This is a genomic window from Krasilnikovia sp. MM14-A1259 (genome assembly GCF_047159535.1).
Lineage (GTDB): Bacteria > Actinomycetota > Actinomycetes > Mycobacteriales > Micromonosporaceae > Actinoplanes.
Map to the genome: position 1 here is coordinate 2,914,236 of NZ_BAAGAJ010000002.1, position 13,624 is coordinate 2,927,859.

Below are 13,624 nucleotides of genomic sequence, written 5' to 3' on the forward strand. Positions count from 1 at the left end.
TGAGGACATGCTGAAGGGCCGCCCCCGACATCGGGGACGGCCCTTCAGGCCCTGCTATGCGATCAGTGGTGGCCACCTGCATGCTGGTGCAGGTCGGGCACCCCGTGCGACAGGTCCACGCCGAGACCCGCCTCGCTCGCCTCGACGGCGACCCGCTCGGCCGGCACGTGCGCGGCCCGGCCCATGGCCTCCCGTACGGTCGCGATCTGGCCGTCGCTGATGACCGCGCCGAAGTACCGGATGGTCAGCCCGGAGGGCTGCAGCGTGGTGACGTAGTGGTTCAGCGAGTCGTCCAGCACACCCTCGGTGTCCTCGACCGCCTGGACCTGGGCCGGGGTGACCCCGGAAGCCGGGACGACCGCGAACGTCAGGTCGTGCACCAGCACCGGCTGCACCACGTAGAAGCCGACGGTGGCGGGCTGGTAGTCGCGCATGAACCGGTCCGCGTCCACCACCGAGGCGCCCTCGGGCATCACCAGCGTCAACTCGGGCACCATGTGCTCCAGCAGCCCCGCGTCGAACACCGCGAACGTCGCATCGCTCAGCTCGCCGTACCCGCCCTTCTTCGCCGCCGCCTTCAGCCCGGCGGCGATCTGCGTACGGTCGGCGCCCTTGATCGGGAGGATCCCGATGGCCGCCCGCTGACGCACCATCGGGCCGTCGAACGTCGTGGTCGCCAGCTCGTCACCGGCGTCGTCGTTGATCGGCCCGGCCGCCGCGGCGGGCGTCGGGGCGGCGGCGAGCCAGCCACCCCAACGGCCCATCGCGGCGAGGCCGCACAGGATCAGCGCGACGACCAGGCACCAGCGCAGGCTGTTGTCCCGCTTCCGGCGGTCCATCAGGTCCCCAGCGGGTAGCCGGGGGCGTACGTCGCGGGCCGCTCCGCCGCCTCAGGGTCGGGCTTCGGGCGGTCCGAGGCGACCGGGTCGTTGACGTTCACGTCACCCACCGCGAACTGGATCATCATGTCGTTGTCCTCGTGAATGAGGTTGTGGCAGTGCGTCATGTACCGGCCACCGGCGTTGCCGTCGCCCGTGGTGAACTGCATGAGCGCGGTCACGTGCTCGTTCTCACCGAGGTAGAAGACGTCCTTGCCGCCGGACTCCCACGCGTGCGACAGCCCGTTGGAGGTGGTGTTCCGGGCGATGATCTTGGCGTCGATGAGGTGGATGTGCAGCGGGTGGAACCAGCCGCCCGACTCGTTGATCAGGTCCCACATCTCGACGTCGTACGGCTGCGGGTTGCCCAGGACGCGCTGGAAGTTGGTCTTCTCGATGTCTTCCCAGGTCTCGCCGTTGACGGTCCAGATGCCGTTCTTGCGCTGCAGGCGCAGGCTGCGGCGCGCCTTGGCCATGTCCGGCGTCAGCTTGTTGACCTCGATCGCGCCGCGGTTCGAGAACGGCTGCGGGCCGAGGTCCAGCGTCGTGGGGATCTTGTACGTGTCGGCCGGGCCGGAGTCCGCGACGACCTCGAACTGCAGGACCTTGCCGGTGTTGGCGAAGTCGACGTTGTTCTTGTTGCTGAGGTTCTTCAGCTCGATCTTCTGGCCGGGCTTGTACTTCCGGAAGTCGATCAGCACCTCGTAGCGCTCGGCGGCGCCGTGCCGCCACGACGACACCGCGTTGACCTTGGGGGTCATGCCGGCGTCGGTACCGACGACGTAGAACGGGTCGCCGGTGCTCAGCGCGAACCGGTACGAACGGGAGATGCTGGCCACCAGGAACCGGAACCGGTAGACGCGGGGCTTGACCTTCATCTTGGGCCACGGCACGCCGTTGACCATGATCACGTCGCCCATGAAGCCGGCGTTGTCACCGTGGTCGAACGCGACCGAGCCGTCCGCGTTGAACGCCATGTCGCTGACGATCATCGGCACGTCGAACTCGCCCTGCGGCAACTGCGCCGTCTCGTACTTGTCGTGCATGTGGTACTGCGCGGCCAGACCGCCGAACACGTTCTGGGCCGTCGTGCGGTGGTTGTGGTCGTGGTACCAGAGCGTGCGCGCCTGCTGCCAGTTCGGGTACTGGTAGTACTTCACGTACCCCGGGCGGGTCTGGTCGTTGGCGTAGCCGTCGTACTGCGGCAGCGAGGCCGAGCCGTGCAGGTGGGTCGACGTGCTGAACTCACCGCCGTGCAGCGGGCTGACGGTCAGCTTGTTGGCGATCCGCACCTCGGCACGGGTTCCCTGCTGCACCCTGATGGTGGGGCCGGGGAAGATGCCGTTGAACGCGGCGATCTTGGTGGTCAGGCCGGGCAGGATGCTGGCCGTGCCGACCTTCTGGGTCAGCGCGAACCGGGCGAACGGGCCCTTCGCGTCGACACCCTGCTCGTACGGCAGCAGCACCGGCGGACGCCGGAACATGTTCGTGTACGGCGTGGGCATGTTCTTCGCCGCCAGCGAGCTGGACGCGGCGATGACCTCGCCGCCGGTCGCCGCCACGATCAGGCCGCCACCGCCGATCGCCAGCGCGCCCTTGAGCAGACCACGTCGGGTCAGCCTTGAGTCAGACATCCGCATTCTCCGTTTTCGCGTACCAGGTGGGCGCAGAAGCTAGCGGCGGACGCTGAGGTGGCCCGGTCGAAATCCTGTCGTCGCGGCCGCAGCAGCCGAACGGATATTCAGCGGAACCTCAGCCACGGCTGCGGGTCGCCTCAGGATCAGCCCGGGGCCGTGACGAAAGGCTCAGAATCCGGCCCCCCGGGTCGATCGCTGCATCCTGCATAGGAGGTCAGGACTAATGCGGGTCACGGTGCTGGGACCACTGATGGTCACCGACGGCGAGGGCGTGGTGCTGCCCGCCGGCGAGCTGCCGCGCCGCGCCCGGCAGGTGCTCGCCGTGCTGACCGCCCGGCACGACCGCATCCAGTCGAAGGACGCCCTGGCCGACGCGGTGTGGGGCGCCGAGCTGCCCGGCAATCATGTCGCCACGCTGGAACACTACGTGTCGATGATCCGCCGGCGGCTGCAGCCCGCGGGCAACGCGGCGTCGTGGTTCATCGTGACCCGCGGCAGCGGCTACCTGTTCGACACCAGCCGGGCCGAGCTCGACCTGGCCGAACTGCGGACCCGGATCCGCAGCCTGGACGATCTCGCGCCGGACGGCCCGCAGCGGCTCGCCGCCCACTCGGCGATCCTCGCGCTGGCCCGGCAGCTGCCGTACCCCGAGGACCCGTACGCCGACTGGGCCGAGCCCGCCCGGACGGAGGTGCAGTTCGCCGCGGTGAACGCGCTGCTGGCGCTGGCCGCGGCGGCGCTGGCGGAGGATCCGGCACGGTCGTTGCGGCTGGCCCAGGAGGCGATCGGGCTCAGCCCGTTCCTGGAGTCGGGTTACCAGGCGGCCATGTCCGCGGCGGTGGCCATGGACCGTCCGGACGAGGCGCTGCGCATCTTCGACCGGTGCTGCCGGGTCCTCGACGACGAGCTGGGCGTACCGCCGTCGGCCGAACTGATCCGGATGCAGAGCGCCGCCCTGACCCGCCGCCTCCCCGGGCCGGTCGAGACCCAGCCCGCCCCGGTGGCGACCGTTGCGCCCGCCGCGGCACCGCCCGGCCCGGCCCGGCCCGGCCGCACCGCGCCGCAGGTCACCACCACCGCGCTGCCCGGGACGTTCCTGGGCCGACGGCACCAGCTGGACGTGCTGTTCGATCCGGCCGCGCCGCTGATCGTGCATGTGGTCGGCCCCGTCGGGTCGGGCAAGTCCGCGTTCGTGGCCGAGCTGGCCCGGCGCGCGCCCGGCCGGGTCGGCATCGGGCACGCGGGCTCGCTCGCCGGCGTGTTCCGCCTCGCCTGGCTGCGGGCCGCCCTGGTCGAGCTCGGCGCCGGACCCGACGTGCTCGCGGCGGTCGACGGTGCCCGCCCCGACCAGCCGTTGGGACCGGAGAACCTGGAACTGATCGGTACGGTCTTCGATCGCCCCGACCGCGTGTTCCTGGCCGTGGACGACGCCGCCGACCTGGACCGCGCGGGCGTCGCCGAGCTGGCCTGGCTCAGCCGCCACTGCCCGCAGTTGCGCATCGTGCTGACCTACCGCTACCCGTCGCAGGTCATCGACCGTCCGCTCGCGGCGCTGAACACATCGGTGGTGCTGCGGCTCGGTCCGCTGACCGACGCCGAACTGGGCGACCCGACGGCCGCCGAGCGCAGCGGCGGAATCCCGGCCCTGGTGGCGGTCGCGCACCGCCCGCATGAGATCGCGTGTGCGGTGGCGATGCAGATCGCCCGGCAGCGGACCCGGTGGATGCGCGAACCCGCCTGGGACGTGCTGCGCCTGTGTGCGGTGCTCGGCCCGCTCAGCGCTGCCGACCTGGCCCCGCTCACCGGCCGGCCCGTGCCGGAGGTGCTGTCTGCGGTCGACGACCTGATGCACGCGCACCTGCTCAGCGATGGACCCGACGGTACGGTGCAGCACCGCAGCTCGCTGGTGCGCGACGCCATCCGGGAACAGGTGTCCAGCGCATCGAGTGCGCACCTGCGGGAAAAGCTGGCGGCGGCCTCCTGAGAAGGAGACCGCCGCCGCTGAGGTGGTGCTTCTGTCAGCCCGTCAGTTGGTCACGCTGACCGCGAAGCCGAGCTGGCTGGCGCCCGTCGTGGTGACGAAGCTGACCGTCGGCGCCGGGTTGGTCGCCGGCACCGGGCCGGTCACCCGGATGCTGAACGCGCCGGCCGCGTCCACGGTGCCCGTGCCGATGACCCGGCCGGTGAGCGTGCTGCCCAGCACGACCGCGACACGCTGGCCCTGGAGCAGGCTGCTCGTGCCGGAGATCCGCCATTCGTTGTTCCCGGTGCGGTAGCGCACCGTGAGCCCGGACAGCGTCTCCGCCTGCGGCGTGACCACGACCTGGTCGGTGCTGATGCCGGCCGCGTTGCGGATGGTCAGCTCCAGCACGACGGGGTCGTTGTTGTAGACGAAGCCTGCGTTCGGGCCCGGCGAGGCAGGCAGGGCCTGCGTCGGGAACGTGAACGACGGCTTGGCGCTCGATGCGCCGGTCAGCGTCACCGCCGGGCCGGACACCTGAGCCCACGAGTACGTCTCGGCCGCCGTCGACTTCGAGCCGTCCAGCGTGACCGCCTTGCCCCGTACGACGGTCTGGTCGACGCCCGCGTCGGCCTTCGGCGCGGTCACGTTGGTCACGGTGACCGCCACGGTCGCCTGGCTGGTGCCACCCGGGCCGTCGACCTGGAGCCGGAACGTGTACAGGCCCGCTGCCTTCGGCGCGAACGTCGCGAGCTTGGTCGCCGCGTTCGTCAGCGTGACCGCCGCACCGCCGGTCTGCGTCCAGGTGTACTTGGTGATCTCACCGACCGAACCGCTGGCGTCCAGGCGCACGGTCTGGTTGACCAGCGCCGGGGTGTCGGCGGTCGCCGCGGCCACCGGGGCGGTCGGCACGAAGTTCGCACCGCTGCTGACCACCGGAACGGTCGTGGAGCCACCCGCGGCCGACGTGATCGTGATCGCGGCGGGCGGGGCCACGACGCCGGTGAACCCGGCCGGGGTGACCGCGCCGAACCCGACCGCGGTCAGGGCCGGGTTGAGCTTCTTGTCGCTGGAGGTGGCCGCCACGGTCAGCTTCTGCGTGTCCGCGTTGTACGTGGCCGAGGCGCCCGACACCAGGTCGACCAGGGCCCGGGTCTTGTGCGTCGCCGGGCGGTCGGTGATGTTGGCGACGTCGACCGTCGGGTTCGCCGGCAGAGTCCCGGTCAGCGGGAACCGGCCGTAGTAGTGGCCGTCCGCGGAACCCCGCAGCTTGGTGTCGTGGAAGCCCATCGTCGTGTTGCCGGTGATCTGCAGAACCTGGTTCGGCTCGCTGCTGGCGTACACGTCGATGGCGCCGGTGCCGTTCGCGGCCCGGCTGTAGGTGGCCTGGTCGACGTCGAGGCCCGAGTTCGTCGCGTACCGGCCCTGGAGGCTGAACAGCGAGGTCTTGCCGACCTGCTTGATCAACGCCCCCGTGTCGGGGTCAAGCTGATCGATCTGCACGAAGTTCGTGTTGTACGGGCTGCCGGTGATCGGGTGATCGATGCCGGGGTTGCCGATGTAGCCGGCCGGGGCCTGGGGGCTCGTTCCGTCCCACTTCAGGAACGGCCCGACCCGGCCGTTGAGGGCGGCACCGAAGGCACCCGGGATGGCCCCGGTGTCCTCGGTCATGTTCACGCCCTTCTTGGCGTCGGCGACGACGTCGTCGACCCCGTACGGGTGGGTGATGCGGAAGCGCTCACCGGCAGCAGCGTCGAACCGGATCCGGATCCGGCCGAACACCATCTGGTCGCCGGGCGCGGGCGCCCCGTTCATGAACGCGGCTTCGAGGTTCGTGCTGACGACCGCCTTCGCGCCGCTGTCCAGCGTCACGGTGGCCGTGGCGAGCTGGTAGAACGACTCGTCCGGGAAGTTGTCCGGGAACGACACCGGCGCGTCCGGGTTCGGAATCGAACCGGCGGGCGCCGGGCACATCGGGTCGTCCGCGGTGGTGCACAGCTCCAGCCGCACGTTGTTGCTGTCGCGGTACCAGGCCGGGAAGCCGTGGTCGGCGATCGGGCCGACCTGCGTGAGCTTGCCCGTCCGGGGTGCGGCAGGTGTCACGGCGACCGCGACCGCGGTACCGGCCATCGGCGCCAGCACCGCCGCGATCACGCCGAGCGTGACCGGCAGGCGAGCCAGTGTGATCTTCATGGAACTCCTCAGGGTTTCCGGGGTTGCACACCATGACGGGTTCACCCGTGGCGGCAGTCTCGTCGCGCTGAGGTCTGGCTGAGGTTCCGCTGAGGTCCCCCTGAGGTTCGGCCGCGGAGAACCGGGAGGTCGTCCCAGACCATCGGTTTTCCCCTGACAGTTCGCATATCGCCAATACCACGTAAACCTCAGAAGCATCGGTTTTCCTGTTTTGTACCCCCTAGGGTGGACTGTGACGGGGAACCGGGATCAATCGGCAGCTGCCGTTGGGGGCTGCGCATGAAGCTTGCGGTACGGCGAGGCGACCGCGGCTCGCTCGCCGACCGGTGGTGGCGGGTCGGGACGCTGGCGCTCGCGGTACTCCTCGTCCTGCTGGCCGGCCTCGCGGAGCTGCTGGCGCCTCCGGATCTGATGCTGTTCGGGCTGGTCGTGGTCGGGCCGGTACTGGCCGCGGCGACGGCCCGCCCGTGGGCGGTGGCCGGGGTCGGGGCGCTCGCCCTGCTGGTGGGCTGGGCCACCTCGTCCTGGACGGGCGGGGCGGGCACGCTGAACCAGGAGCTGCGCCTGTGGGTGATCGCCGGCATGATCCTGATCAGCATCGCGGTGGCCTACCGCCAGCGTCTGCTGGAACGCCACGCCAAACGCGCGGCCGAGGACGAGTCGATGCTGGCCGCGATCGTGCAGTCGTCCCAGGACGCGATCATGACGGTGGATCTGCACGGCACGGTCACCACCTGGAACGAGGGCGCCGCCCGCACGTACGGCTGGAGCGCCGACGAGGCGATCGGGCAGAGCGTCGCCAACGTGATCACTCCGGAACGGATGCACACCCTGCAGTCCACTCTGGACGCGCTGGTCCGCGGCGAGAGCATGGCCGCGGTCGAGACTCAGGGAGTTCGCAAGGACGGCACCGTCATCGACCTGTCGACCAGCATCTCCCCGGTACGCGACCGGCACGGCACCGTCATCGGGGCCGCAGGCATCGAACGCGACATCACCGATCAGCTACGCGCCGACCGCCAACGCCAGCAGATCCTCGAACGCTCCGCCCGCGCCGAACGCCTCGAAAGCCTCGGCCAACTCGCCGGCGGCATCGCCCACGACTTCAACAACCTGCTCGCCATCAACCTCAACTACCTCGAATTCGCCCTCGAACAAACCACCGACCCCGACACCCACAACGACCTCACCCGCGCCAAAGCCAGCGCCGAACGCGCCCGCGACCTCACCCGCCAACTCCTCGTCTTCGCCCGCAAACAACCCACCACCGCCCAAACCATCGACCTCAACACCATCATCACCGACACCCGCACCCTCCTCGACCGCACCATCGGCACCCACATCGAACTCATCACCCACCTCCACCCCCACCCACTCCCCATCCGCGCCGACCGCAGCCGCATCGAACAAGTACTGCTCAACCTCGTCATCAACGCCCGCGACGCCATGCCCGACGGCGGCATGATCATCATCGAAGACGGACCCACCACCCTCACCCCCGACACCAACCCCCCACCACCCCTACCCTCCGGCCACTACGCCCACCTCAACATCACCGACACCGGCACCGGCATGCCCGAAGACATCGCCACCCACGTCTTCGAACCCTTCTTCACCACCAAAACCAAACACCACGGCACCGGCCTCGGCCTCGCCACCGTCTACGGCATCATCACCGAAGCCCAGGGCACCATCACGCTCACCACCCAACCCGGCGTCGGCACCACCTTCCGCATCCTCCTACCCCTCAGCACCACCCACACCCCCACCACCACAACCACCACCACCAAAGCCCCACCCGGCCACGGCCAGCACATCCTCGTCGTCGACGACGACCCCGACGTCCGCCAAGCCACCACCCGCATCCTCCAACGCCACGGCTACCACGTCACCGCCGCACCCGACGGCCACACCGCCCTCCAACATCTCCACCAACACCCCTACGACCTCCTCATCACCGACATCGTCATGCCCGGCATGTCCGGCTACCAACTCGCCGAAACCGCCCTCCGCGACCACCCGACGACCCTGATCATGCTGATCTCCGGGTCCACCGAGGACACTCCGACCAGCCAGCGCCTGCGCGCCGGGCGGGTCCCCATGATCTACAAGCCGTTCACCGCGGACGAGCTGCTGCGGGCCGTGCACGAGAGCACGTCCAGCAGCGACGCCACCCCGGCGCATCATTGAGCCGGCCGCCGCGACGCTCAGACCGGACGGGCCACCGCGGCGAACGGCGAGAGCGTGAACCAGCCGGGCAGCGAGCGGCGCAACGCGGCCGGGCCCTGAATCTCCACCACGCCCGTACGCAGGGCGGCGGGCCAGCTCAGGTCGCCCCGCCACACCTGAACCAGGCCGCGCAGGTCAGCGATCACCGTGACCGCCACCGGGTGGCCCGGGTCGCCGTCGCACACGTCCACATCGTCCGGTGTGATCACCAGCCACCAGTCGCGGGGCCGGGCCTGCGGGAACCGGAACTGGACCACCGTGCGCCCGGCCGGTACGGCGTCGGGGTCGACGTGGCGATGCATGTCCCACAGCAGCAGCTTGGGATCGAGGTCCTCATCGCCCAGCTCGCCGATCCAGCGGGCCCCCCACGCGCCGAGCGCCTCCACCACCGGACGCAGTTCCTGCCCGGCCGGGGTCAGCACGTACCGCACGTCGCCGCCGTCCGTCCGGCGCTCCACGACACCGGCCTTGATCAGCTGTTGCAGTCGCCGCGACAGCAGCGTGGGCGACATGCGCGGCAGCCCGCGGCGCAGTTCGTTGAACCGCTCCGAGCCGGCCACCAGCTCCCGCACGACGAGCAGCGTCCACCGCTCGTCGAGCAGTTCCATGGCCTTGGCGACCGGGCAGAACTGCCGGTAGGAAGAGCCCATGCCTGCAGGCTAGGGCTCAGCCGCCGGAGACGCTACGCGGTACAGATTTCGTACTGGTTCGGGGACACCGGGGTTCCTAGTGTCGGTTCCGGTCGTACTGGAACGACGAGGGGGAACAACCGATGGACACGCAGACGATCGAGCCTGCGGCCGCGCGGGCCGACCGTACGCTGAAGGCCCGGCACCGGGCGATGTGGGCGCTGGGCGACTATCACCGGGTGGCCGCCGAGTTGGTCGGCGACCTGGGCGCGGTCCTGGTGGACGCGTGCGGGGTCCGGCCCGGCGACCGGGTGCTGGACGTGGCCGCCGGGTCCGGCAGCGCCGCGATCCGCGCCGCGCTGGCCGGGGGGCGGGTGATCGCCAGCGACCTGACCCCGGAGCTGTTCGCACCGGGCCAGGCATGGGCCGCCGAGCACGGGGCGACGCTGGCCTGGGAGCAGGCCGACGCGGAGCATCTTCCGTACGCCGACGCAGGCTTCGACACGGTGCTGTCGTGCCTGGGGGTGATGTTCGCCCCGCATCATCGCGCCGCCGCGGGCGAACTGGCCCGGGTGTGCCGGCCGGGCGGCACCGTGGGCGTGCTGAGCTGGACCCCCCAGGGGTTCATCGGTGAGATGTTCGCGGCGATGAAGCCGTACGCGCCGCCCCCGCCGCCGGGTGCCCAGCCGCCGCTGTGGGGCGACGAAGAGCATGTCCGCGACCTGCTCGGCGAGCATTTCACGGATCTCACCGCGCGCCGGCGGATGTTGCGAGTGGACAGGTTCGCCGATCCGGCCGCGTTCGTCGGCTACTTCAAGGCCCACTACGGGCCGACGATCGCGGTGTACCGGTCGATCGCCGGGGAGCCGGACTCCGTCGCCGCCCTCGACCGGGCCCTGACCGAGTTGGCCTACCGGTACTTCCACGATGGGGTGATGAACTGGGAGTACCTGCTGGTGACCGGCCGCCGCCACTGACGGCCCGCCGGTCCTCAGCGGCGGGGTGACCGACGCGGTTTTCGTGGTGGCCGACACGGGAGTTCTCGTGGCGGCCACCCGCACCGCGGCGGTTCAGCTCGGCAGCTCGTCGAACTCGACCACCTGGCGCACCTCGACCTCCACCTCGTCGAACAGCGCGGCGTAGCTCCGGGCGTACTCGACGGCCCCGGCCCGGTCCGCGAAGTTGACCAGCGCGAAGCCGCCGATGACCTCCTTGGCCTCGGTGAACGGCCCGTCGGTCGCGGTGGTCGCGCCACCGCGGGCCTTGCGCACCAGGGCACCCTTCTCGGACGGGTGGACGCCCTCGGCCGTGATCAGGATGCCCTTGTCGATCGAGTCCTGGATGAACGCGCCCATCTTCTCGATGAACTCCGGGCTGGGGTTCCACGCCTCAGGGGCGCGTTCGTCGAGCCGGTGCATCATCAGAAACCGCATCGCCGTCTCCCTGTCGTCTCCGGCTGGGGCCCGGGGCCTCCCGGGCGCAACGACCAGCCGTCACCAACCCGTCGAACGGGCCCGTGCCGATTCGACAGGTCGCCCCGAACATTTTCCGGCGCGGGCCGGAAAAGTCCGGGGTGGGGACGGCGTGTCGGCGGCGGTCAGCCGGCGGCGTAGTCGGTGAGGATCTCGTGATACTGCTTGGCGGTGTCGTCCAGCGCGCGCTGGACCCCGACCTTGGATGAACGCGAACGCCGCGGCCCAGCTCGCCGACCTCACCAAGGAGCTCGACGCCATGATCGGGCGTTTCCGTTTCTGAGCGTTCTCGCAAGCGAAAGCGCCGGCTGATTTCTTGGCCGGCGCTTTCGATGGGGAATGGGAAACGGGATCACTCACCGCTTTCCACTTCTAACCTATAGCAGACCGGGGGGCTTGCGGCAAGGCCCGGGTGATGGCGCAGAATCGCTCAACCTGCGCAAATAACATCGGAGCTGATGCCGTGAGCCCGCTGACCACCAGCGCCTTCGACCTTCCCGAACGGCTGGCCGCCAAGGCCGGACCGGCGTTGATCGCCGACGACGAGCGGCATTTCGCGGCGATCGCGGACAGCCTCGAACAATCGATCGCCGAACTGTCCGACCGCCTCGACGCCGTACGCAGAGCGCCCGGCGGCATCGGCCGTCGGGCGGTGGACCGCGACGAGGAGGTCCGCCGCCTCACCGCCCGCCTGCGTGCCCTGCGCCGCTTCGGCCTGGACCTGTGCCTGGGCCGCATGGTCGGCGCGGACCACACCGAACCCGTGTACGTCGGCCGGCTCGGCCTCACCGACGGCCACGGCCGCCGGCTGCTGCTCGACTGGCGTTCCCCCGCGGCGGAGCCGTTCTTCGGCGCGACCCACGCCAACCCGATGGGTCTGGCGCACCGGCGCCGGTACCGCTGGACCGGCGGCCGCGTCACCGACTACTGGGACGAGGTGTTCACCGCGGACGAGTTCGCGGGCCACGCCGCCGCGCTCGACGACCAGTCCGCGTTCATCGCCAGCCTGGGCACGAACCGGTCGGCCCGGATGCGCGACGTGCTCGGCACGATCCAGGCCGACCAGGACGCCATCATCCGGGCCGGTTCGCACGGCGCGCTGGTGGTCGACGGCGGTCCGGGCACCGGCAAGACAGTGGTGGCCCTGCACCGGACCGCCTACTTGCTCTACTCCGACCCTCGGCTCGAACACCGCCGCGGTGGTGTGCTGTTTGTCGGCCCGCACGAGCCGTACCTGGCGTATGTGGCGGACGTGCTGCCGAGCCTCGGCGAGGAGGGCGTGCAGTCCTGCACGCTGCGGGACCTGGTCGCCGAGGGAGCCACCGCCAGGCCGGAGACCGACCCGCGGGTGGCGCGCCTCAAGGCGTCCGCCGACCTGGTACGGGCGATCGAGACGGCCGTCCGGTTCTACGAGGAGCCGCCCCCCACGGGCATGACGGTCACGACCGGCGACTCTGACATGTGGCTCAGCGCCGACGACTGGGCCGAGGCGTTCCAGGCGCCGGGGCCGGGCACACCGCACAACGAGGCCCGCGACGAGGTCTGGGAGGAACTGCTCACGATCCTGATGAACCGGTACGACGGCGACGAGCCGGAGGACCTGCTGCGGCGCTCGCTGGTGGATAACCGGGCGCTGCGGACCGCGTTCCACCGGGCGTGGCCGGTGCTGGAGGCGGCCGACCTCGTCGCCGACCTGTGGTCGGTGCCCGCGTACCTGCGCAAGTGCGCGCCCTGGCTCGGCCCCGACGACGTCCGCGCGTTGCAGCGGGACGACCCGCACGCCTGGACGGTCGCCGATCTGCCGTTGCTGGACGCGGCCCGGCTGCGGCTCGGCGACCCGCAGGCGTCCACCCGCAAGCGCCGCGAACGGGCCACACTGGCGGCCCAACGCGTCCACATGACCCGGGTCGTCGACGACCTGCTCGACGCGAACGCCTACGACGACGGCGAAGGCGTGTGGTCCATGCTGCGCGGCGCGGACATGCGCAACTCCCTGGTCGACGAGGCGGTGCTGCCCGCGGCCGAGGTGGACCGGCTGGCCGGGCCGTTCGCTCACATCGTCGTGGACGAGGCGCAGGAGCTGACCGACGCCGAGTGGCAGATGCTGCTGCTCCGCTGTCCGTCGCGCAGCTTCACGATCGTCGGGGACCGCGCCCAGGCCCGGCACGGCTTCACCGAATCGTGGCGGGAACGGCTGGAACGCATCGGGCTCAGCGGGATCGAACTGGCCGGGCTGAGCATCAACTACCGGACGCCGCAGGAGGTCATGGTGGAGGCCGAGCCGGTCATCCGGGCCGCTCTGCCGGACGCCAACGTGCCGACGTCGATCCGCAGCGGTGGCCGCCCGGTCGGGTACGGGCCGGTGCCGCGGCTGCGGTCGATCCTGGACGACTGGCTGGCCGCGCATGACGACGGGATCGCCTGCGTCATCGGCGATCCCACGGTCGCGGACACGGCCCGCGTGCGGTCGCTGGCCCCGGAACTGTCGAAGGGGCTCGAATTCGACCTGGTCGTCCTGGTCGACCCGGAGAGCTTCGGCGACGGGATCGAAGGCGCGGTCGACCGGTACGTCGCGATGACCCGGGCGACTCAGGAGCTCGTCATCCTCACGAGCTCCTGAGTCGGG

Annotated in this window: 9 protein-coding genes; 4 read left to right on the forward strand and 5 right to left on the reverse strand. The window is 70.7% G+C overall.

Features of this window, described 5'->3' with window-relative positions; translation table 11 throughout:
• Positions 1–62: 62 nt before the first annotated feature.
• A complete protein-coding gene (locus ACMCNK_RS12820) occupies positions 63–839 on the reverse strand; it encodes a hypothetical protein (protein WP_412736630.1) in 777 nt (258 codons plus the stop codon).
• A complete protein-coding gene (locus tag ACMCNK_RS12825) occupies positions 839–2,512 on the reverse strand; it encodes a multicopper oxidase family protein (protein WP_412736631.1) in 1,674 nt (557 codons plus the stop codon). Before ACMCNK_RS12825 ends, ACMCNK_RS12820 begins: the two co-directional genes overlap by 1 nt.
• Before the next feature lie 226 nt (positions 2,513–2,738).
• On the opposite strand from ACMCNK_RS12825, the gene ACMCNK_RS12830 reads away from it, so the two are divergent.
• Positions 2,739–4,499, forward strand: a complete 1,761-nt coding sequence (locus ACMCNK_RS12830; RefSeq protein ID WP_412736632.1) for a BTAD domain-containing putative transcriptional regulator — start codon at positions 2,739–2,741, stop codon at positions 4,497–4,499.
• Positions 4,500–4,541: 42 nt separating this feature from the next.
• Here ACMCNK_RS12830 and ACMCNK_RS12835 read toward each other — a convergent pair whose 3' ends face one another.
• Positions 4,542–6,668: a PKD domain-containing protein gene (locus ACMCNK_RS12835; RefSeq protein ID WP_412736633.1), complete on the reverse strand. Its 2,127-nt coding sequence runs from the start codon at positions 6,666–6,668 to the stop codon at positions 4,542–4,544.
• A 279-nt stretch (positions 6,669–6,947) separates the two neighbouring features.
• Here ACMCNK_RS12835 and ACMCNK_RS12840 point away from each other — a divergent pair, with 279 nt between their 5' ends.
• The gene (locus ACMCNK_RS12840; protein WP_412736634.1) at positions 6,948–8,858 is read left to right on the forward strand and encodes a response regulator; all 1,911 of its coding nucleotides are present in this window, start codon (positions 6,948–6,950) and stop codon (positions 8,856–8,858) included.
• Positions 8,859–8,875: 17 nt separating this feature from the next.
• Here ACMCNK_RS12840 and ACMCNK_RS12845 read toward each other — a convergent pair whose 3' ends face one another.
• Positions 8,876–9,547 carry a winged helix-turn-helix transcriptional regulator gene (locus ACMCNK_RS12845; protein ID WP_412736635.1) on the reverse strand — a complete coding sequence of 224 codons (672 nt, stop codon included), beginning with the start codon at positions 9,545–9,547 and terminating at the stop codon, positions 8,876–8,878.
• Between the two features lie 122 nt (positions 9,548–9,669).
• Between ACMCNK_RS12845 and ACMCNK_RS12850 the strand changes: the two genes are divergently transcribed.
• Complete coding sequence (locus ACMCNK_RS12850; RefSeq protein ID WP_412736636.1) at positions 9,670–10,503, forward strand: class I SAM-dependent methyltransferase; 834 nt, start codon at positions 9,670–9,672, stop codon at positions 10,501–10,503.
• Positions 10,504–10,596: 93 nt separating this feature from the next.
• On the opposite strand, the gene ACMCNK_RS12855 is transcribed toward ACMCNK_RS12850, so the two are convergent.
• Entirely contained in the window at positions 10,597–10,959 is a 363-nt protein-coding gene (locus tag ACMCNK_RS12855) for a YciI family protein (protein WP_412736637.1), read from the reverse strand.
• A 511-nt stretch (positions 10,960–11,470) separates the two neighbouring features.
• Here ACMCNK_RS12855 and helR point away from each other — a divergent pair.
• Positions 11,471–13,618 carry an RNA polymerase recycling motor ATPase HelR gene (gene helR / locus ACMCNK_RS12860; protein WP_412740832.1) on the forward strand — a complete coding sequence of 716 codons (2,148 nt, stop codon included), beginning with the start codon at positions 11,471–11,473 and terminating at the stop codon, positions 13,616–13,618.
• Positions 13,619–13,624 lie beyond the last annotated feature (6 nt).

Coding starts and splice junctions, on each gene's coding strand:
- ACMCNK_RS12820 (WP_412736630.1), bottom strand. CDS start 839: ATGGACCGCCGGAAGCGGGACAACAGCCTGCGCTGGTGCCTGGTCGTC.
- ACMCNK_RS12845 (WP_412736635.1), bottom strand. CDS start 9,547: ATGGGCTCTTCCTACCGGCAGTTCTGCCCGGTCGCCAAGGCCATGGAA.
- ACMCNK_RS12835 (WP_412736633.1), bottom strand. CDS start 6,668: ATGAAGATCACACTGGCTCGCCTGCCGGTCACGCTCGGCGTGATCGCG.
- ACMCNK_RS12850 (WP_412736636.1), top strand. CDS start 9,670: ATGGACACGCAGACGATCGAGCCTGCGGCCGCGCGGGCCGACCGTACG.
- ACMCNK_RS12825 (WP_412736631.1), bottom strand. CDS start 2,512: ATGTCTGACTCAAGGCTGACCCGACGTGGTCTGCTCAAGGGCGCGCTG.
- ACMCNK_RS12840 (WP_412736634.1), top strand. CDS start 6,948: ATGAAGCTTGCGGTACGGCGAGGCGACCGCGGCTCGCTCGCCGACCGG.
- ACMCNK_RS12830 (WP_412736632.1), top strand. CDS start 2,739: ATGCGGGTCACGGTGCTGGGACCACTGATGGTCACCGACGGCGAGGGC.
- ACMCNK_RS12855 (WP_412736637.1), bottom strand. CDS start 10,959: ATGCGGTTTCTGATGATGCACCGGCTCGACGAACGCGCCCCTGAGGCG.